The sequence below is a fragment of the Gallibacterium sp. ZY190522 genome (genome assembly GCF_054166015.1).
The window spans coordinates 164,339-185,760 of the sequence record NZ_CM135118.1 but is presented as its reverse complement, the minus strand read 5'-3'; the positions used below and the strand labels follow the sequence as shown (position 1 = coordinate 185,760).

Below are 21,422 nucleotides of genomic sequence, written 5' to 3'. Positions count from 1 at the left end.
TTAACAGGACAAAATTGCACGAACTTTTAATAAATCTTCTTCAGTATCTACACCTACTGCCGGAATTTCCAACGCAGGTTCACAATGAATTTTTTCATTATTCCATAAGACTCGCAGTTGTTCTAATGATTCGCATTGTTCTAATGCTGTCGGTTGCCACGACACATATTGGCGAATAAAGCCTGCTCTATAGGCATAAATGCCGATATGACGTTGATACAAATTAGTAAGTAATTCAAAATGTTTAATTTCTTGTGGTTGTTGATATACGCCAGCAAATTGATCCCGATGCCACGGAATTACCGCTCTAGAGAAATAAAGCACATAACCGTTTTTATCAGTTAATACTTTCACTACATTCGGATTAAATAGCTCCTGAGCTTCATCAATTTTCACTGATAAAGTTGCCATATTTACTTGATATTTATCTAAATTTTCAGCTACCTGTTTTACAATTACCGGTGGAATCAAAGGTTCATCTCCTTGAATATTGACCACGATTTCATCATCAGGCAATGCCAATTTTGTCACTACTTCTGCTAACCGTTCAGTGCCGGAATTATGTTTATCTGAAGTGAGGCAAACTTCTCCACCAAAGGCTTTCACTACTTGCTCTATTTCGGGATGATCAGTCGCAACAATTACCCTTGTTGCTCCAGCTAATTGCGCTTTTTCCCAAACGTGTTGAATCATAGGTTTACCTGCAATATCTTTCAGTGGTTTACCCGGTAAACGACTAGAGGCATACCGTGACGGAATAATGACACTGAATCTCATTTTATATCTCCTTCACTGTTTGGTTTTGATTATCCTGCTTTAACGACACTGCATTTTCCGGCAACAGTGCTGGAATACCGTTCATAATTGGATAGGCAAATTGTTCATTTTCGCAAATTAAACGTTGTTGTTGCTCATCAAGCAACAGTGGTTGATGGCAGTGCGGACACGCCAACATACTAATCACTTTTTGTTTCATTTATTTACCTTAGCAATAATCTTTGCAATTAAATTTTCTAATTGCTCTTTCTTAATTTCCGCCGTAACTTCTACATACCACCAATGCTTTTTTGCAAATTGTCGGCATTTTACTGCATCTTTTTCTGTCATCAACAAAGGAATATCATCTTGATCAAAAGTGGAAAAATCCAATGGCTTAAAAGAGTGGTGATCCGGGAAGGAAATACTTGATAATATCTTTATTCCTTGATGTTCAAGACTTGTGAAAAAACGTGGTGGGTAACCGATTCCGGCAATAGCGTTCACCTGAGAAAATTGTGTTAATGCTATTCTCTCGTTTGTGACCAAATTTATAGCTTCGGTACTGCGTAATGTCATCAGAATTTCATTATTTTGTGCTATGCCGCCGTTACAAATCACCGCATCAACTGTTTTTAATCGTTGCTGAGGTAATTCTCTTAACGGTCCGGCAGGTAACAATAGCCCGTTACCGAAACGACGTTCACCGTCTACCACCACCAATTCAAAGTCACGCTGTAATTTATAATGTTGCAAACCATCATCACTAATAATGACTTGTGGATGATATGCTTTGTGTAGTAACTCAATACTTTGTCGCCGATCAGGAGAAATTGCAATTGGTACTGATGTCCGTTGTGCGATTAATACCGGTTCATCCCCCACTTTTTTAGCATCGGAAGAGGCACAAACCAAAAACGGATATTCAGTGCTTTCACCACCATATCCGCGAGAAATCACACCAACACGGATTCCCTGTCGTTGTAATTGTTCCACTAATGTAATCACCAATGGGGTTTTCCCATTTCCGCCTACCGATAAATTACCAACCACTACAACCGTGCAAGGTGCTTTCCAAGAGGTAAAAATACCTTTTTGATAGGCTTTCCGTCGTAAATATGTCGCCAATTGGAATACCCAAGAGAAAGGTAATAATAACCATTGCAACCACGATTGTTGATACCAGAATTTCATACTGTTTCTTTTATAAACCTCTTAACCTTCAAATTGCATTTTGTGCAATTGAGCATAGATTTGCCCATATTGCAGCAACTGTTGATGCGTTCCTCTTTCAACAATCTCTCCTTGATCAATGACAATAATTTCATCTGCTCGTTCAATCGTTGATAAACGGTGTGCTATTACCAACAATGTTTTATGTTGATGCAAACCATCCAATGCATTTTGGATCGCACGTTCAGACTCCGTATCTAAGGCAGAGGTAGCCTCATCTAAAATTAACACTGCAGCATTTCTTAATAATGCTCTTGCAATTGCTAAACGTTGGCGTTGTCCGCCCGAAAGTGAAACACCGTTTTCTCCAATCATAGTGTCCAAACCGTGTTCCATTTTTTCAATAAACTCCATTGCGTGAGCTGCTTTTGCTGCCGCAATAATTTGTTCTCTACTATATTTTTCTGTTGCCGCATAAGCAATATTATTTGCGATAGTATCATTAAAAAGATGAACCTGTTGTGAAACAATGGCACAGTGCTGACGCAAATTCGCTAAGGTATAATCTTTAATATTACGCCCATCAAGTGTAATTTCACCTTGTTGGACATCGTAAAAGCGTGTAATGAGATTGGCTATTGTTGATTTACCTGAACCTGAACGCCCTACTAATGCCACTGTTTTTCCAGCAGGAATATTAAGCGAAATATGAGAAAGTGCCGGTTCATCCTTGCCTTGATAGTAAAAACTGACATCTTTAAAAGCAATATCACCACTAACTTTTTCACTTACAAATTTGCCATTATCTTGTTCTGTTTCCAAATCCAAAATAGAGAATAAAGTCTGGCAAGCTGCCATTCCACGTTGGAATTGTGCATTCACATTGGTTAAAGATTTTAAAGGTCTTAATAAAGCAAACATTGATGAAAAAACAAGCGTAAAATCACCAGCGGTAAGTTGTCCCCCCATCATTGTTGGTATTGTTGCCAAATATAGCACTACCGCCAATGCAAAAGAGGCAATAATTTGCACAATAGGATCTGAAATGGCACTCATTGCCATCATTTTCAGGCTTTTACGACGCATATCATCACTGACTAAATCAAAACGTTGTTCTTCAACTTGTTGACCACCAAAAGAAAGCACGACACGATGCCCTTTCAGCATCTGTTCTGCACTTGCCGTCAATTCACCCATTGAGTTTTGCATATTTTTACTTAAACGGCGAAAATGTTTGGATACAACACTAATTAACGCCGCAATAATAGGGCCAACAACAAAAAGCACTAACGACAATTGCCAACTGGTATAAAGCATTAACCCCAGTAATGAAATTACGGTAGCACTCTCTTTTACAATAGTGATCAATGCATTGGAGGAAGAGTTTGCTACCTGTTCAGAATCATAAGTGATACGGGAAAGTAATTTTCCTGCTGCTTGATGATCAAAAAAGCTAACCGGCATATACATTAAATGTTTAAATAACATTCTTCGCATTACCATTACCACATTTCCTGATACCCACGAAAGACAATAATCGGAAACAAAACTGGTAATACCTCGTAAAAAAATAAGCAGGATAACGATGATTGGCAACCATTTTAGGAATGACAGATCTGCTTCACCGAATCCTTTATCTAGTAATGGCTTCAATAAATAGATTAATCCAGCTTCGGTTAATGCGTTAAAAACCAAGGCAATAATTGCAATTAAAATACCTAATCGATATTGCCAAATCATTGGCCATAAACGTTTAAATGTCGCTTTTGTTGAAAAATCTTTATCATTCATAAAATGGCGTTGTACCGTAAATAAATTTAAAACGCTATTCTACCTTTATTCTGTTATTTATCAAATCAGCCCTTAAAGTAACTGCTTAAACCAAGGTTGTAAGAAGGTTCTCGCTGTTTCAACTTCAATTTCTCCGTGTTTGGTAAAACGTAATAGAATTTGTCCTACTGTTGCTGTTACTAGCGTATCTACCTGAAATTGCTGTAATCGTGAAATAATCTCCTGATGTGGAAAATGCCATTGATTGCCTATGCCAGCGGAAATTAATGCTATTTTAGGTTGTGTTTTTTGCAAAAATGCAGTACTGGTAGAAGTACGGCTACCGTGATGAGCAACCTGCAAAATATCAATCATCGGGAAATCTGCTAAATACAGTAATTCTGCAGTTTTATCCAGATCACCTGTTAATAGTACATTATGTTCTCCATCATTAAGTAATATAACGCAGGATTGATGATTTTTAGCTGTTTTCTCTATTTTATACGGCGCAATTACTTGCCAATTTAAATCTTGCCAATACCATTGAATCCCTTTATAACACGGCAAAGGGATTCTCTCGGCATATGTTTTTTTAGAAGATGTGATTAATGTTGCGTTCGGATAATAGTTAAGTAGCGTTTCAGCACCGCCACTATGATCATTATCATCGTGACTTAGAATAATCGTTTCCAATACAATGCCTCGCCTTTGTAAATAAGGAATAATTTCTAATTCAGCCATACTACCACCACGCCACGAAGCAGCGGTATCATACAAAACTCCCTTACCATTTTGTTGTATCAGAATAGACATTCCTTGCCCGACATCCAACATTTCTAGCGTCCATAAGGTGCGATATTGTTGATAATAATAGAAGCCTAATTGCCATAGCATTATGCCTAAAATCATTCCTATTATTTTCAAAATAGTTTGAAAATCGGTACGATCAACCAAAGCAGACACATCTAAACGTAATAAAGTTGGTGCCGGCAACCAATGATGTTCATCTGCTTTAGTTCGTTGATATTTAGCATAGTGAATACAGAACATTCCCCAAATCAAACACAAGCCTAGAAAAACCAAGCTAATCCAGAGATTTTCCACCTCTGAAATAGGATGCCAGCCAATTTTAAATATCTTTAAGCCTTCAACACATTGTTGCGCAATAAACTGGCATAACGTCCAACTGTGGAAGTAATTGAATGTTAAAATGGAAAATAGAATTAATGGGATGAGTACAAAGCTGAAAATAGGAACAATCCACAAATTAATCCATAGATTAAAGAAATTAAAACCTGAAAAAAAGAAAATTGTAATCGGTGTAAATAGTAGGGAAAGCCCGATTTGCAGATGAATAAGAGTAAAAATGTAATAAACTATTTTACCGAATTGGTGTGGCTTTTTCCCCCGAATTGACCAAATTGATAGGGGAAATAGGTGATTCCAAATCAATAGACATAAAACTGCTAATGCAGATAGCCAAAAACTATCACTTAACAAAATAAGTGGATCCAATAGCACAAAAATCGCAATACAACGTACATAACATTGCCACCAATTTAAATGACCTCGAAAAAATCTTAGCCACAATAGAAAAATCAATGCAATAATTGCTCTGACAGTTGGGATTGAAAAATCGGCTAAATAACTGTATAACAAAGCGCATATTCCACCGAATAGTAATGGGAAAAACGGTGTAATACGATGAGTAGGCAATAAATATTGCACACAACGAGCTAAAGCAACCCCCAATAACATTACCAAACCGATATGCAATCCTGAAATCGCAATTAAATGCGCTGTTCCAGTCTGTTGAAACAGTTGTAGCATTTCCTTGCTGAAAAAACGTTTATCACCAAACCCTAATGCAAGAAATAATTCCGACTGTGGTTGCTGTTGCCATAAATCCAAATTATGCCGCAATAATCGCTCGCGCAAATCGGGATTATCTGCAATAAAAACTGCTTTTTTAATAACGGCATAACCAACGATATGATTTGCATACAGCCATTTTTGACGCTGAAAACCACCAAAATTTACTCTTGATGCTAAAGGTTTTAATGTCACCTCTCCTTGCCAAGACTGTCCGGCAGCTATCTGTTGGGGTGTTTGCCAACTTAAATAAAAACGATACTTTTCATCTTTATGTGAAAATTTCAATGATGCAATTGCCGTTTGATAATCGCGTTGGTGCAAAACCTTTTCAATCAAAATTTCCGCACGCTGTTTCTTCGGCAATGTATGCAAATATTGCGCTTGAGTTATTAGTTGTTGGATCAAAAATAAACACCAACAACACGAAAATATTATTGCAATAATCACATTACTCCACGGACTTTTCTTTCTTATTAACAATACGGTCAGTGACGAAGTAATAGCGAAAAGAATACCCCAAAATTTAGTTAAAAAAATCCATTCAAACGGCAAATACATCATCACCAAACAACTGACAATACAAGCAATGGCAATTCGCTCCACATCTCCTCCTTTTTTATTCTGGAGTAAGGTAATAGATTCGCATTAATGTGCAAAAGATAAGCAATAAAAATGTGAACTTCATCGAAAATTTACAAAAAATATCTGTTTTTCTGTATTTCTTCGTTTAAATAATCATCATTTTAAAAAATTCTGTTTGCTAAAAAGTATAAGTTCTGATATTTATAACCGTCCTTTGGAATAGCTCACTCCAAAGTGTATGAAAATCGACGGAAAATTGTATAAAAAAGGCTCTATTTTTGATAGAAGTATTTCATATGGAGTGTTTTATTAGTCGTTATTTATTTTTTGGTGTCTAGGAGAGATTTAAATATGACGGCAACTACGCCAAAATCATCACTAAGTGTTTTAGCTCTTGCCGGTGTGCAACCTTATCAAGAGAAAGTCGGCGAAGAATATATGAATGAAGCGCAACTTCTTCATTTTAAAAAGATTTTAACTGCTTGGCATGATCAAATCATGGAAGAAGCAAATAGAACTGTCGCACTTATGCGTGATGAAGCTTCTAATTTTCCGGATCCATCCGATCGTGCTACACAGGAAGAAGAGTTCAGTTTAGAACTACGTAATCGTGATCGTGAACGAAAATTATTAAAGAAAATTGAACGTACTATCAAAAAGATTGAATCTGAAGATTTCGGTTACTGTGAATCTTGTGGTGTTGAAATTGGGATAAAGCGTTTAGAGGCTCGTCCGACAGCTGATCTTTGTATTGATTGTAAAACATTAGCAGAAATTCGCGAAAAACAGATTGGTGGGTAAATTCATCAAAATACCCAAGTGATTGAATTACCGCTGTTTACAGCGGTAATTAGTCAAATTTCTCTCCCTAATCTAGTTTAGGGAGAGTTTTCTATTTTAAAAATAGATAAAAAATATCACTTTTTACATATTTTTTAAAAGTAGATTGAGGTGGTCTTATTTTTAAATTTATTCGAAAACTGTTTCCGCAAAAAACGGAAGAACAGCAAAACACTTTCTCAACAAAACATACATCTGCTCCTGTTGTTAGTCAGAAAAAAACTAAGCAGAAATTTTCCTCTGTGAAAAACAAATCTAAACGAGCAGCATTACCATACTTAAAAGCTTCTGAATATGGTATTTATCCTCATCTTATTAGCCGTCAAGCATTACAGGTTGTTGAAAAATTGCAGAGTAATGGTTTTGAGGCTTATGTGGTAGGCGGTTGTTTACGCGATATTTTATTGAACAAAATGCCTAAAGATTTCGATGTTGCAACTAGTGCGCGTCCAGAACAGATTCAAAGAATATTTCAACGTCAATGTCGTTTAGTTGGACGCCGTTTCAGGTTGGCACATATTTTATTCGGTAGAGAAATCATTGAAGTTGCAACATTCCGCGCTGCTCACGATGAAATTAATAATGATAAATTAGCTAAACAAAGTGCAGAAGGAATGTTATTACGTGATAATGTTTATGGCAGTTTGGAAGATGATGCTGCTCGTCGTGATTTTACTGTCAATGCATTTTATTACGATCCCCGTAAAGATAAACTCTATGATTTCTTCAATGGTATTAAAGATTTGCGCGCAGGTCGATTGATGTTGATTGGTGATCCAACTCAACGTTATCAGGAAGATCCAGTCAGAATGTTGCGTGCTATCCGTTTTATGGCAAAACTGGATATGTTTCTTGATAAACAATGTGAAAAACCGATTTATCAATTGGCATCTTTATTGCAAAACATTCCAGCGGCACGTTTATTTGATGAGTCATTAAAACTATTACAAACTGGGAAGGGTGAGAAAACATATCAATTACTCTATAAATATCAATTATTTCATCAGCTTTTTCCGGCATTAATTCCATTTTTTACCGCAAATAATGACTCATTTACAGAAAAAATGATTATTACCGCATTACGTTCCACTGATGAGCGTATTGCCGATCATTTACGTATTAATCCAGCATTTTTGTTTGCTGCTTTTTTTTGGTATCCGTTACGTGAGCGTATTGAAATATTGAAGAATGAAGGTGGTTTAAATAACTTTGATGCCTATTCTCTTGCTAGTAATGATTTATTGACGCTAATTTGTCAACGTGTTGCCATTTTACGTCGCCATACTGCTACCATCCGTGATATTTGGTCATTGCAGTTACTTTTCACTAAACGTACTGGTAAGAAGCCACAAGTTACATTGGAGCATCCTAAGTTTCGTGCTGCTTATGATCTATTAGCAATGCGTGCAGAAATCGAACAGGGCGAATCTATTGAATTGGCAGCTTGGTGGTATGAATATCAACAAAGCAACAGTATGCAACGTGAAGAATTAATCAAGGTACAGCAGGAATTACACCCGCATCAAGAAAAGAAACGGAAACGTAAATCTCGCCGTCGCTATCATCCAACAAACAATAAAAAGAAAAAACATCTCACACAAACGACAGTAACACATTAATGAACAACGTTTATATCGCATTAGGCAGTAATCTGGACAATCCTTTGGCACAATTAACACGTGCTGTGCAGACTTTAAATCAACATCCGGAGCTGAAAATAAAATCACTTAGTCCTTTTTATGGTAGCAAGCCGTTAGGGCCTCAAGATCAGCCTGATTACATTAATGCAGTTGTACAAATAGAAACTGAACTTGAACCATTAGCACTGCTGGATTTATTACAATCAATCGAAAACGATCAAGGTCGGGTCAGATTACGTCGTTGGGGAGAGCGTACACTTGATCTCGATATTTTACTGTTTAATCAAGAAGTTATTTTGCATCCTCGCTTAATTGTTCCTCATTGTGAAATGAAAAATCGGGAGTTCGTGATTATTCCTTTATTTGATATTGCACCCAATTTAGTCTTTCCGGATGGGGAACTTCTATCCGAAACGGTTAAAAAATTTAGGCCACATCAAATGTGGAAACTATCAAATTGAAAACAATCTTGCTATTAATAAAATAACTGCCGCCATACTTGAGTGATAAAAACTCTTATTGCAGAAAACGGTTCAGCCTCCACCACTGAATTCTTGCCGGCAAGGTTTAGATGGTGAATATGATTACGCAATTCAACATAACTTTTGGTTAGTTTTTCACCAATTTCCGGCGTGATAACTTGATATTTCACCATATCCTCAAAAATACGTACATTATCAGACCAAGTTGTTAATTCTGGTATCTTTGGAGCGTTTGCTAGCATTAAAAACTGTGCGATAAACTCAATATCGGTAATACCACCACGATCTTTTTTAATATCAAAATAGCCCGCTTCCGTGTGTGATAAATGTTGATACATTTTTTCTCGCATTTCTCGTACATCAATCTTCAGTTGATTTATCTCTTTTTCTGTAGATAACACATCGTGACGAATCTGTGTAAATTGTTGTCTCATAGTGGTTTCACCAAAAACTGGTCTTGCTCGCACCAAAGCCTGTTTTTCCCACGTCCAAGCTTCATTTAATTGATAATCGTGAAAGGCCTTTATCGAACTGACCAATAAGCCTGAACTACCGGAAGGTCGTAAACGCATATCTATTTCATATAAAATTCCTGAATTTGTATGAATACTGAAAATACTATTTATTTTTTGTGCTAAACGTAAATAGAACTGTCCGCTATCAATATTTCTTTTACCACCGACTGTTTCGCTATTTGCTGGTGCATCATAGAGGAAAACTAAGTCCAAATCTGATTTATAGCCTAATTCGATACCCCCCAATTTGCCGTAACCAACCACTAAAAAACCTTTGTCATTATTTTGTAAGTGGTTAGGTGTGCCAAAACGCTGTGTAACCTGACGCCAAGCAAGATTAACTACACTGGCAATAATCGCTTCCGCTAAATAAGTTAAATGATCGCTTACTTTCATCACTGGCAAAGCACCTAGAATATCAGCAGCAGCTACTCGTAACTGCGTTGCTAATTTAAACTGACGCAAAACATCAATTAATTGTTCTTCATCTTCTTGAGGAATTCGTATCAAATAATGTTCTAATTCTGCTTGGTATTGACTAAATGGAGGTGGAGATAATAACGTATTAGGATTTAATAACTCATCCAATAACAATGGATAGTCAGCAATTTGTCGAGCAACAAAAGGTGATGCGCCACATAATTTCATTAATAATACGCGTGAATTTGGATTTTCATACAATAATTCAAGATAAGTCGTTCGGGTTGCAATTCTGGCAATAATTTCTAAAATACGAGGCAGCAACATAGCGGCATTTTTCATTGCCAGCATTTCATCTAATAAAATCGGAAGCAGCTGTTCCAACACGTCCCGACCACGCACACCGATTGATTTACGTAACATTTCTTGTTTGAACTGCCACATATGATCGGCAATTTCTTGCTGATAAGATAAATTTAATTTGTCCAATAGTGTCATCACATCCTGATGATTAAAATTGATGCCTAGAAAATCTTGCCAATCACTTTGATATTCCTCACTTTTTTCATCCTCTTCACCAATTAAGTGGCTGAACACCTGACGTACATTTTGTTGATGCTGACTTAACACTTGATAAAAACTGTCCCAGTCATAAATCGGGTATTCAATAGTAACTAATTGATGCTGTTGGTTAAAATAGGTAAAAACTCGACAGGCATCAATTAAACGCTGTTTATCCTGTTCATTGGTTGGTAATAATTGTGTCTGTTGATCGTTAATCGCTTGTAGAATATTTTCCACTCGACGCAAAAAAAGATAAGCCTGAGATAGATGTGTTGCTTCAAGTGGCTGTAGTAAATTTAATTCAACCAATTTCGGTAAAATTCGGAGTAACTCTCTTTGTTGTAATGCCTTTTCTCGACCACCACGAATCAGTTGGAATACTTGTACGATAAACTCAATTTCACGAATACCGCCAGCACCAAGTTTAATATTATCCACTAAGCCCCGTCGTCTTACTTCAGCATTGATTTTCTGTTTCATATCACGCAGCGATTGAATGGCACTAAAATCAATATAACGCCGATAAACAAATGGGCGTAGCAACTGGCTTAAATAACGGTGATTCGGATCATTGGCATCTTCACCCATAATGCGCGCTTTAATCATCGCATAACGTTCCCAATCACGCCCTTGTTCTTGATAATAATCCTCAATTGAGGCAAAACTTAATGCTAATGCGCCGGCTTCGCCGAAAGGACGCAGGCGCATATCAACGCGATAAACAAAGCCATCAATGGTAGCTTGATCCAACGCTTTAATAAAACGTTGCCCCAAACGGATAAAAAATTGTCCATTATCGATACTTCTTCTGGCACCTACCGTTGCACCGTGATCCGGATAAGTGAAAATCAGATCAATATCAGAAGAGAAATTCAACTCTCTGCCACCCAATTTCCCCATTCCCAAAATAATGAGTGGTTGAGCTTCTCCTTCAGCATTAGTCGGTGTGCCCAATTCAACACAGAGCTTTTTATAAAGCCAATCTTTGGTCACCACAATAATCGCTTCCGCTAATTCGGAAAGCTGATGGAAGATCTGTTCAACACTGGCAAGATTTAAACTTTGACAAAAACTCAATTTAGCCATTTCGCAATGACGAAAACGACGCAAAATTTGATACAGCTTGTTTTCATCATCTACATTTTCCAGTTGTAGGAGTAAATGCTGTTGATACGATCCACAATCTGTAAACTGCGGTAATTGTAGTAACCATTGTTCGAAAATAGCAGGGTATTTCTGTAAAATTTCTGCGACAAAATCAGAAAAATAGATAGCGGTTGCAATTTGGCGAAGATTTTTCGGTAAATTTTCCAAGGTAATTGAAAGTTGATAATGATCTTTTAAGGTTGAATTTTGTAACAGATCAAATAGACGCTGTTGTTGCATTGAGGAGAGTTGCATAGCGGTATCCTTTTTGTTTTTCTTTGCAAAAAGGATACACGCTTTTTACATAATTTTGGAAATTTATTCGAGATTTTTTACCCTATTTGCTGTTTATTTTAGGAAGTTAGGAATATTTTTCTCATATTCCGCAATGGCGTTTTCGTGTTGTAGGGTTAAACCGATATTATCCAAGCCGTTTAATAGGCAGTGGCGGCGGAATTCGTCTAGTTCAAAGGGATAGACTTTTTCGCCTACGGTTACGGTCATTTTTTCTAAGTCCACATCAATGGTTTTCCCTTGATTTTCAGCCACCCATTGGAAGATTTCTTCCACTTCTTCTTCGCTTAAACGGATTGGCAACATATGATTGTTTAGGCTGTTGTTGTAGAAAATATCCGCAAAGCTCGGGGCGATCATCACTTTGAAGCCATAATCTGCCAATGCCCAGGGGGCGTGTTCACGGGAAGAACCACAGCCAAGATTTTTGCGTGCCAATAAAATGCTTGCCCCTTGATATTGCGGATAGTTCAGCACGAAATCAGGATTAGGCTGTGTGCCTGCCGCATCGAGATAACGCCATTCGTGGAATAAATGCTTGCCAAAGCCCACACGGGTGATAGCTTGTAAAAATTGTTTTGGGATAATGGCATCGGTATCTACATTTGCCACATCTAAAGGTACAACAATGCCTGAATGCTGTTTAAAGCCTGCCATAATTTCTCCTTAAAGTAATTCCACTTGACGAATATCAACAAATTTGCCGAACACTGCTGCCGCTGCCGCCATTGCTGGGCTGACTAAATGCGTGCGTCCGTTACGTCCTTGGCGACCTTCAAAGTTACGGTTACTGGTGGAAGCACAACGTTCCCATTCGCCTAATTGGTCATCATTCATTCCTAAACACATTGAACAACCTGGGTTACGCCATTCCGCTCCTGCTTCGATAAAGATTTTATCTAAGCCCTCTCTTTCTGCTTGCTCTTTAACAAGACCTGACCCCGGAACGACCAATACGCGTTTTACGTTATCGGCAACTTTACGTCCTTTCATTACCGCTGCTGCCGCACGCAAATCTTCAATGCGGGAGTTGGTACAAGAGCCGATAAACACTTGATCTACAGGTACTTGGGTTAAATCGGTGTTGGCGGCTAAGCCAATATAAGCCAGTGCTTTTTCAGCGGAAGCTCGCACCACCGGATCGCTTATTTCCCCAGGATTTGGCACGGTTTGATCAATACCAATCACCTGTCCTGGATTCGTTCCCCAAGTTACTTGCGGCGAAATCTCTTTCGCGTCTAACACCACTACGGTATCAAAATGGGCATCATCATCGGTTTTTAAGGTTTTCCAATAAGCCACTGCATCGTCCCAATCTTTGCCTTTCGGGGCATAAGGACGACCTTTCAAATATTCGAAAGTCGTTTCGTCAGGGGCGATTAATCCTGCTTTCGCACCGAGTTCGATCGCCATATTGCACACGGTCATACGCCCTTCCATTGAAAGATCACGAATGGCTTCACCGCAAAATTCCACAACGTGTCCCGTGCCGCCTGCCATTGTGGTTTTGCCGATAATAGCAAGCACAATGTCTTTTGCCGTAATTCCTGGGGCGACTTTGCCTCGCACTTCAATTTTCATATTTTTAGCACGGCTCTGTTTTAAGGTTTGAGTGGCAAGAACGTGTTCCACTTCTGATGTACCAATCCCAAACGCTAATGCGCCAAATGCACCGTGCGTTGCGGTGTGGGAGTCACCACAGACGATGGTCATTCCCGGCAAGGTTAAACCCTGTTCAGGTCCGACAACGTGCACAATCCCTTGTTGTTTAGTGCTCATATCAAATAACTTAATGCCGGTATTGGCGCAGTTTTTGGCAAGTTCCAGCACTTGGATTTTGGCTTGCCCTTCTAATTTATTGACATCGCGCACTTGTGTTGAAATGCTGTGATCCATTGTGCCGAAAGTTTTTCCCACTTGGCGCACTTGGCGATTGGCGACACGCAATCCGTCAAAGGCTTGCGGGCTGGTTACTTCGTGAATCAAATGGCGGTTGATATACAAAATCGGCGTTTCGCCTGCTGCTTCATAGACGACGTGGGCGTCAAATAATTTATCGTATAGAGTTTTTTTCGTCATTTTATAATCTCTTGTTTAGAATCTCCCCCTAACCCCCTCTTTGTTAAAGAGGGGGAATTTTGTGAGAGATTTCATTATCAGTTTCTCTTATTTATCCCTTATTGATAGAAAATAACTAAGCTATTTCACTTATCAAGCCCACCTCTTTAATAAAGAGGAGGAATAAGAAAGAGACTTCGTTATTTCTACTATTCCATTTCCCCTTTTTTGAGAAAGATAGGGAAATAAGGCAGCTCTACTATTTTTCCTACTAATCAATCCCCCTCTTTAACAAAGAGGGGATTTTGTGAGAGATTTCATTATCAGTTTCTCTTATTTATCCCTTATTGATAGAAACTAACTAAGTTATTTCACTTATCAATTCCCCCTCTTTATTAAAGAGGGGGGATTTTGTGAGAGATTTCATTATCAGTTTCTCTTATTTACTCCTTATTGATAGAAACTAACTAAGTTATTTCACTTATCAATTTCCCCCTCTTTAATAAAGAGGAGGAATAAGAAAGAAACTTCGTTATTTCTACTATTCCATTTCCCCTTTTTTGAGAAAGATAGGGAAATAAGGCAGCTCTACTATTTTTCCTACTAATCAATCCCCCCTCTTTAACAAAGAGGGGGATAGGGGGAGATTTAAATCGCTTTTGCGATAAGATCCCCCATTTCCTTAGTCGAAACAGGTTTATTTTCATCGACTAAATCTGCCGTACGGTAGCCATTTTCAAGTACTTTTTGCACCGCACTTTCAATTTCACGGGCAGCCTCGTTGAGGTTGAAGCTGTAACGCAACATCATTGCCGCTGATAAAATTTGGGCGATTGGGTTAGCAATGCCTTTGCCCGCAATGTCTGGGGCTGAGCCGCCAGCGGGTTCGTATAAACCGAAGCCTTGTTCGTTAAGGCTGGCAGACGGCAACATTCCCATTGAACCTGTGATCATCGCACATTCATCAGAAATAATATCGCCAAAAATATTTGAGCAAAGCAACACATCAAAAAACTCAGGTTGTTTGATCAGCTGCATTGTGGCATTGTCGATATAAATATGATCCACCTTGACTTCAGGGTAGGCTTTCGCCATTTCTTCCACCACTTCACGCCATAGCACAGAACTCATCAACACATTGGCTTTATCCACCGAAGTGAGATGTTTTTTGCGTTTCATCGCCGTTTCAAAAGCCACTTTGGCAATGCGTTCAATTTCATAGCAGTGATACACTTCGGTATCAAAGGCTTTTTCGCTCGCTCCTTCGCCCTCACGTCCTTTCGGCTGTCCGAAATAAATGCCGCCCGTTAATTCACGCACGGTAACGATGTCGAAGCCTTTCGCTGCGATGTCCGCACGCAGTGGACAGAATTTTTCTAACCCTTTATACAGGGTCGCGGGGCGAAGATTGCAGAACAAGGAAAAATGTTTACGCAAAGGCAACAATGCCCCACGTTCAGGCTGTTGATTTGGCGGTAAATGCTCCCATTTTGGCCCACCCACAGAGCCGAACAAAATCGCATCGCTTTCTTCGCAACCTTTTAAGGTTTCCGCTGGCAGAGGCGTGCCGTGATTGTCAATAGCAATGCCGCCAATATCAAAATGACGATAAGTTAATTGAAAATCATACTTTTTTTGCACCGCACTTAATACTTTCAAGGCTTCTGCCATCACTTCAGGGCCGATGCCATCGCCGCTCAACACGGCAACATTATAATTTTTCATCTCAACACTCCTTAATTCACCGAATTTTTATGTAATTTTAAATTTTCTACTTTATGCGAACGGTAGATTGCATTGATTGCGTGGATTAACGCCCGTGCAGAGGATTCCACAATATCTGTTGCCAAGCCCACACCGTGGAAGCGGCGACCTTTATGCTCCACCACAATATCCACTTGCCCGAGTGCTTCCGCCCCCTCGCCTTTGGCAGTTAAGTTGTAGTTCAGCATTTTTAACTCAATGCCTGTGATTTTCAAAATGGCATTGAACACCGCATCAACAGGTCCATTCCCACCACTCGACACTTGACTTAATTTCTCACCGTCCAATTCCACTTGCACGAAAGCGGAAGCAGGCAAATGACTAATCATTTGCGAGGTGATCACATCAAGGGTTAAGCGATCTTCATCACCCTGTTGCATATCAATAAAGGCAAGGGCTTCTAAATCGTAGTCAAAGACTTGCCCTTTTTTGTCCGCTAATTTCAAAAAGGCTTCGTATAATTTATCCAAATCATATTCATTCTCTTGGTAACCCATTGAATCCATATGATTTTTCACCGCCGCACGGCCAGAACGTGCAGTCAAATTCAATTTTTCTTTTTTCAAGCCGATGGTTTCTGGCGACATAATTTCATAGGTGTTTTTATTTTTCACCATACCGTCTTGGTGAATACCCGAAGAATGGGCGAAGGCGTTTGATCCCACAATGGCTTTATTTGGCTGAATTGGCATATTGCATAATTGGCTAACCATTTGACTAACGCGATGAATTTCTTGCGTATTAATGCGAGTGTCCACGCCGAACAAGGCTTGGCGGGTTTTGATCGCCATCACCACTTCTTCTAATGCGGTGTTGCCCGCACGCTCGCCGATACCGTTGATGGTACATTCAATCTGTCTTGCCCCATTTTGCACGGCGGTTAAAGAATTGGCTGTCGCCATACCCAAATCGTTATGACAATGCACGGAAATAATGGCTTTATCAATGTTTGGCACGCGGTTCATCACATTGGCGATAATGTTGCCGTATTCCATCGGTAAGCAATAGCCCACGGTGTCGGGAATATTCACGGTGGTTGCCCCCGCATTAATCGCCGCTTCTACGATACGGCAAATATTGTCAATCCCCGTGCGCCCTGCGTCCTCGCAAGAAAATTCCACATCATCGGTATAACGTCTGGCACGTTTCACCGCGTTGATCGCCATTTCTACCACATCGTCAAAAGTGCGGCGTAATTTAGCTTCAACGTGCAAGGCGGAGGTGGCGATAAAGGTATGAATACGAAAGGCTTCAGCCACTTTCAAGGCTTCCGCAGCCACATCAATGTCTTTATCCACCGCACGAGATAAGGCACAAACGCGACTATTTTTAACCTGTTGTGCAATGGTTCGGACAGATTCAAAATCCCCCGCCGAAGAAACAGGGAAGCCCACTTCCATCACATCAACGCCAAGACGCTCAAGGGCAAGTGCGATTTGCAACTTTTCTTTTACTGTTAAACTGGCTTTTAACGCTTGTTCACCATCTCTTAAGGTTGTATCAAAAATAATAACTTGATTACTCATACTCCACCGTCGTCAACATAAAAAAGAGTTAAAAAAAAAAGCCCGCTAAGTGCGGGCAGATGTGTGTTTGCTTAAATTCAATTTTTTCTTTATCCACGCCTTACCGCACAAATTGTTAATTTGTGAGTAACAGAATCAGAGATAAAGAAATAGGAGAAAACATTGTTCAAAACCTTATAAAACTGAAAAACGTGATCGATTTTGCCGAAAAGAGTATTTTAAGTCAATAGCATTTTATGCTAAATAATGGCTTATTTTGCTTTTTTAAAATACAGAATATAGTGTTAAAGCCTAAACAAATATAAAAAACAGCTATTTTTAACTAATAAATATAAAAAGATTAATTTTATTCTCTAGCTTTTCTTCTTAATATAAAACTAAATTTTTTTATTTTTATTAGCTAAAAAATGCTCAAGTTGTTGTTTAAAAATTGTTGTTTTTAGTTTTTTTTGTGTAAAAAATAAGCCTTTAAATTGTTTCAACTGTTTTTCTAGATTGTCATTTGGATAATAGTGAAATAATCGACGTAAAGCAGCATAACTTACTGCTAAAGTGCGTTGATATTGAATAAATTCATCAATAAACTGCCAATCTTCTGAATTTAAATGCCAATCTGTTTCTACTTGTGAATCAAGTTTTGTTAATAATGGATGTTCACTTAATATAAAATCGCGTTGGAAACGATTCACTGCCTGTTGACAAAAAACTGTACCAGCAGTAGATAACGGATAAATCATCATTACGCTGTAATTGCCACTGCTTGCTTCCGGCTTAACACTAACAGCACTTAATTGAAAACCTAATTCTTTCCAAAATCGAAATAATGAGGTTTCAAAGCCAAAACTGACTGAAAGATAATCAACGTGATGCTGATACTTTTGTATACATTGCTGAATTAACTGTGTTCCTAAGGTTTGATGTTGATATTGAGGGAGCACAGCAATCCGCGAAATACGTACTGAACGTAATGTTAAGGCTTGTGATAAATTGGTTTGAAAACACAAAGCTTGAGCAACCAAATTTCCTTTTGGACGACGATAACCTAACCGAATTTGTTCAACTAGTTTTTCATCACAAAAACCCCCCTCTTCTAAACACCATACTACACCAATAATACGTTCCGCTATTTCTACCGTTATAAAATATTGATTAGTACCATCCATTAAACGACGTAAATCAGTAGGTGAAGTGCGGTAATGAGACAAGTTGAGTAATTGATATAGTTCAGCAAAGGGAAAATTGATCGGCAAAGTATTATAAACATTAAATTTCGGTTTACTATTTTGATAAGGGATATTGGAGATGTTTTGAGCTACTAATGCTAATTGATCCATCCATTGTTCAAGTCGATCATTCTGCTGCCAGCGTAACGGAATGTCTAAATCAAAAAAGTGAATTTTTCGCTTTAAATATCCTTGTAGCTTCAAGATAAAGCCTTTGCCTGATCCCTCATAACCTTCACTGGTGCTTGTCAACAGCACTTTGCTGAAGGCATTGGAAAATAATGCAAGACTTGACAATGGCAACATTGCAGCCTCGTCAACAATTAAAAATTCGTTATTATTGAACTGTTTTTGTTTAATTTTTTGTAGTAGTTCATCTGGTGCAATAAAATTCAATTTCTGAGGTAAAGCAAATTTGGCAACAGTTGTTACTGCTTTTTTATTCGCAGCAGTAATTAAAATATTTGCTGTTTGTGACTGTTGCTGAATTAATTGACCAAGCAAAGCTGATTTACCTCGTCCACGGCGAGCAGATAATAATAGAATGCCATTGGGTTGTTGAGCTAGCTGCATCAATACTGCTTGTTGATGCTTTATAGCAGAAGGTGGTATATGCCAATTAGCGGAAGTCAGCTGTGGAAGTATGATTTCACTTCCATTTTCTTGATAAACAACAATTTGTTGCCAAGCAACAGTTTGTTTAAACCAATTCATAAAATGTGGCACGGTATGCGGTCGTTGACCGTTGTTCCAACGTTCACTATCAAAATCGATACATTCATCCAGCTTGTGCCATTCAGGTATGAAAAGAAATAAAGCACCGCCAGCCTGTAATGTTGCTGATAAGATCAATAAACTATCCAAATGGAATGCAATATCTTTTTCCACTGTCGCATCAAAAATAGCAAATTGAAATTCTTGTCCTAATATATTGCGACTTTGTTGAAAAGCATAACAAGAAAGAGAATCCTGAGTATATTGCGGTAGCTGATAACCGCAATATACACCGTGATAATGTTGATAATGTTGAATAATCTTGAGCTGTTGTTCTATTTTCCAGTGTGATGACCCGGAAAAAATAATAATTTGACGAGAAAAATCTTGCACTTAGATTTTCTCACTTACATAAGGATCAGCATATCCCATTGACAGCATAATCTCTGTTTCCAAATTTTCCATTTCTTCAGCTTCATCATCTTCAATATGATCATAGCCCAACAGGTGTAAACAGCCGTGTACGGTCAAATGTGCATAATGAGCTTCTAAAGAAATTTGCTGTTCCTGTGCTTCTTTTTCAACCACTTGACGACAAATCACCAAATCTCCCAATAACGGCAACTCAATGCCTTCTGGCACTTCAAACGGGAACGAAAGCACATTAGTCGGACGATCTTTGTTTCGATAAGTAAAATTCAAATGATGGCTTTCTTCCTCATCCACGATCCGAATTGTTATTTCTACATTATTTTGCTGCGGTTTAACCGCCTGTGTTGCCCAATAAGTGAATTGTTGTAATGTCGGTAAATTGCTTTGATCTTCACTGGCAATTTGTAGATCTACTAGCATTTCAGCATTATTCGTCATTTTGTTGTTCCTCTAATTTTGCCTGACGACGTTGTTCCGCAATCTCTTTACGGCGTAATTGTTCCTCCTCATCCCATTTTTCATACGCCTGTACTACTTTTGCCACCACTGGATGACGCACAATATCTTCACTCTTAAAATAATTAAAACTTAAATCGTCTACATTGCTTAACACTTCAATAGCGTGCCGTAAACCGGATTTTTGTCCACGAGGTAAATCAACCTGAGTAATATCGCCGGTGATCACCGCTTTAGAATTAAACCCGATACGAGTCAAAAACATTTTCATCTGTTCAATGGTCGTGTTTTGACTTTCATCCAAAATAATAAAAGCGTCATTCAAAGTACGACCACGCATATATGCCAACGGTGCGATTTCAATCACATTACGTTCCATCAACTTCTGCACTTTTTCAAAACCAAGCATTTCAAAAAGTGCATCATATAATGGTCGCAAATAAGGATCGATTTTTTGGGCTAAATCACCAGGTAAGAAACCTAATTTTTCCCCTGCTTCCACCGCTGGACGAGTTAATAATAAACGGCGTACTTGCTGTTTTTCTAGTGCTTCAACTGCTGCAGCCACCGCTAAAAAGGTTTTCCCCGTTCCCGCAGGTCCAATCCCAAAGCTAATATCATGACGCAAAATATTATGTAAATATTGTATCTGATTTTTGCCACGTGGTTTGATCACACCACGCTTAGTTTTGATCGTGGTACTAAAGACTTTAGCTTCATCATCTTCAACGGTATCAACCTGTTGCAGCAACATTCTGCTTTCCTGGATTGCTAAATGAATTTGCTCAAGATCGAGTTCATTCACTTTACCTTTTACCATTGCCGTTTCGACATATAAACGTTGAATGAGCTTTGCCACATTTTTCAACAACTGTGCGTGATGAGGTTTACTTTCTTCGTCTGCTGACTCTAAGGTAAACGTAAAATTACGGCGAGAGATAATTAGGTTAAACTGCTTTTCAATTAATGAAATATGTTCATCAAATGGTCCACAAAGTGATTGCAATCGTGCATTATCTTGTGGTTCTAACGTAAAAACTTCTGAAATTGTTGTGGTCAAGTTCCACCTCAGTGGTTACATAAAAGTGTTGGTAGTATAGCGTTTTTCTGGTGAGCAATAAATTCCCTTTTATCTTACCTATTACAGCAATCTATAAACTTTTCCAATTCATCAGGAACTTCTACTAAAAAT

Annotated in this window: 16 protein-coding genes; 3 read left to right on the top strand and 13 right to left on the bottom strand. The window is 38.5% G+C overall.

Annotated elements, in window-relative coordinates; genetic code table 11:
* The 5 genes from kdsB to ACXPAV_RS00820 form a co-directional block, all read right to left on the bottom strand.
* Entirely contained in the window at positions 1-777 is a 777-nt protein-coding gene (gene kdsB, locus ACXPAV_RS00840) for a 3-deoxy-manno-octulosonate cytidylyltransferase (RefSeq protein ID WP_458003725.1), read from the bottom strand.
* A 1-nt stretch (position 778) separates the two neighbouring features.
* Positions 779-976: a Trm112 family protein gene (locus ACXPAV_RS00835; RefSeq protein WP_039089278.1), complete on the bottom strand. Its 198-nt coding sequence runs from the start codon at positions 974-976 to the stop codon at positions 779-781.
* On the bottom strand, positions 973-1,950 hold the full coding sequence (gene lpxK, locus ACXPAV_RS00830; protein WP_039089280.1) for a tetraacyldisaccharide 4'-kinase: 978 nt from the start codon (positions 1,948-1,950) through the stop codon (positions 973-975). The genes ACXPAV_RS00835 and lpxK overlap by 4 nt, the downstream gene beginning before the upstream one ends.
* A gap of 21 nt (positions 1,951-1,971) precedes the next feature.
* Positions 1,972-3,720, bottom strand: coding sequence for a lipid A ABC transporter ATP-binding protein/permease MsbA (msbA, locus tag ACXPAV_RS00825; RefSeq protein WP_039089282.1), 1,749 nt, complete (start codon positions 3,718-3,720; stop codon positions 1,972-1,974).
* Between the two features lie 72 nt (positions 3,721-3,792).
* Entirely contained in the window at positions 3,793-6,177 is a 2,385-nt protein-coding gene (locus ACXPAV_RS00820) for a DNA internalization-related competence protein ComEC/Rec2 (RefSeq protein WP_458003724.1), read from the bottom strand.
* 330 nt (positions 6,178-6,507) lie between these two features.
* On the opposite strand from ACXPAV_RS00820, the gene dksA reads away from it, so the two are divergent.
* The 3 genes from dksA to folK all read left to right on the top strand — a co-directional run bounded on the left by dksA (position 6,508) and on the right by folK (position 9,097).
* A complete protein-coding gene (gene dksA, locus ACXPAV_RS00815; RefSeq protein WP_039134528.1) occupies positions 6,508-6,957 on the top strand; it encodes an RNA polymerase-binding protein DksA in 450 nt (149 codons plus the stop codon).
* Between the two features lie 179 nt (positions 6,958-7,136).
* A complete protein-coding gene (gene pcnB, locus ACXPAV_RS00810) occupies positions 7,137-8,615 on the top strand; it encodes a polynucleotide adenylyltransferase PcnB (protein WP_458004373.1) in 1,479 nt (492 codons plus the stop codon).
* The gene (gene folK, locus ACXPAV_RS00805) at positions 8,615-9,097 is read left to right on the top strand and encodes a 2-amino-4-hydroxy-6-hydroxymethyldihydropteridine diphosphokinase (protein WP_458003723.1); all 483 of its coding nucleotides are present in this window, start codon (positions 8,615-8,617) and stop codon (positions 9,095-9,097) included. The genes pcnB and folK overlap by 1 nt, the downstream gene beginning before the upstream one ends.
* Positions 9,098-9,111: 14 nt before the next feature.
* On the opposite strand, the gene glnE is transcribed toward folK, so the two are convergent.
* The 8 genes from glnE to ACXPAV_RS00765 all read right to left on the bottom strand — a co-directional run bounded on the left by glnE (position 9,112) and on the right by ACXPAV_RS00765 (position 21,290).
* Positions 9,112-12,018: a bifunctional [glutamate--ammonia ligase]-adenylyl-L-tyrosine phosphorylase/[glutamate--ammonia-ligase] adenylyltransferase gene (gene glnE, locus ACXPAV_RS00800; protein ID WP_458003722.1), complete on the bottom strand. Its 2,907-nt coding sequence runs from the start codon at positions 12,016-12,018 to the stop codon at positions 9,112-9,114.
* A 93-nt stretch (positions 12,019-12,111) separates the two neighbouring features.
* Positions 12,112-12,714, bottom strand: coding sequence for a 3-isopropylmalate dehydratase small subunit (gene leuD / locus ACXPAV_RS00795; protein WP_458003721.1), 603 nt, complete (start codon positions 12,712-12,714; stop codon positions 12,112-12,114).
* A gap of 9 nt (positions 12,715-12,723) precedes the next feature.
* Entirely contained in the window at positions 12,724-14,136 is a 1,413-nt protein-coding gene (gene leuC, locus ACXPAV_RS00790; RefSeq protein ID WP_458003720.1) for a 3-isopropylmalate dehydratase large subunit, read from the bottom strand.
* A gap of 627 nt (positions 14,137-14,763) precedes the next feature.
* Positions 14,764-15,840 carry a 3-isopropylmalate dehydrogenase gene (leuB, locus tag ACXPAV_RS00785; protein ID WP_458003719.1) on the bottom strand — a complete coding sequence of 359 codons (1,077 nt, stop codon included), beginning with the start codon at positions 15,838-15,840 and terminating at the stop codon, positions 14,764-14,766.
* An 11-nt stretch (positions 15,841-15,851) separates the two neighbouring features.
* Positions 15,852-17,405 (bottom strand): 2-isopropylmalate synthase, encoded by a 1,554-nt coding sequence (gene leuA, locus ACXPAV_RS00780; RefSeq protein WP_039171842.1) that lies wholly within the window; start codon positions 17,403-17,405, stop codon positions 15,852-15,854.
* Positions 17,406-17,782: 377 nt separating this feature from the next.
* Entirely contained in the window at positions 17,783-19,735 is a 1,953-nt protein-coding gene (locus ACXPAV_RS00775) for a GNAT family N-acetyltransferase (RefSeq protein ID WP_458003718.1), read from the bottom strand.
* Positions 19,736-20,212 carry an rRNA maturation RNase YbeY gene (ybeY, locus tag ACXPAV_RS00770; RefSeq protein ID WP_245176416.1) on the bottom strand — a complete coding sequence of 159 codons (477 nt, stop codon included), beginning with the start codon at positions 20,210-20,212 and terminating at the stop codon, positions 19,736-19,738.
* Entirely contained in the window at positions 20,202-21,290 is a 1,089-nt protein-coding gene (locus ACXPAV_RS00765; RefSeq protein ID WP_458003717.1) for a PhoH family protein, read from the bottom strand. The genes ybeY and ACXPAV_RS00765 overlap by 11 nt, the downstream gene beginning before the upstream one ends.
* Positions 21,291-21,422: the final 132 nt, after the last annotated feature.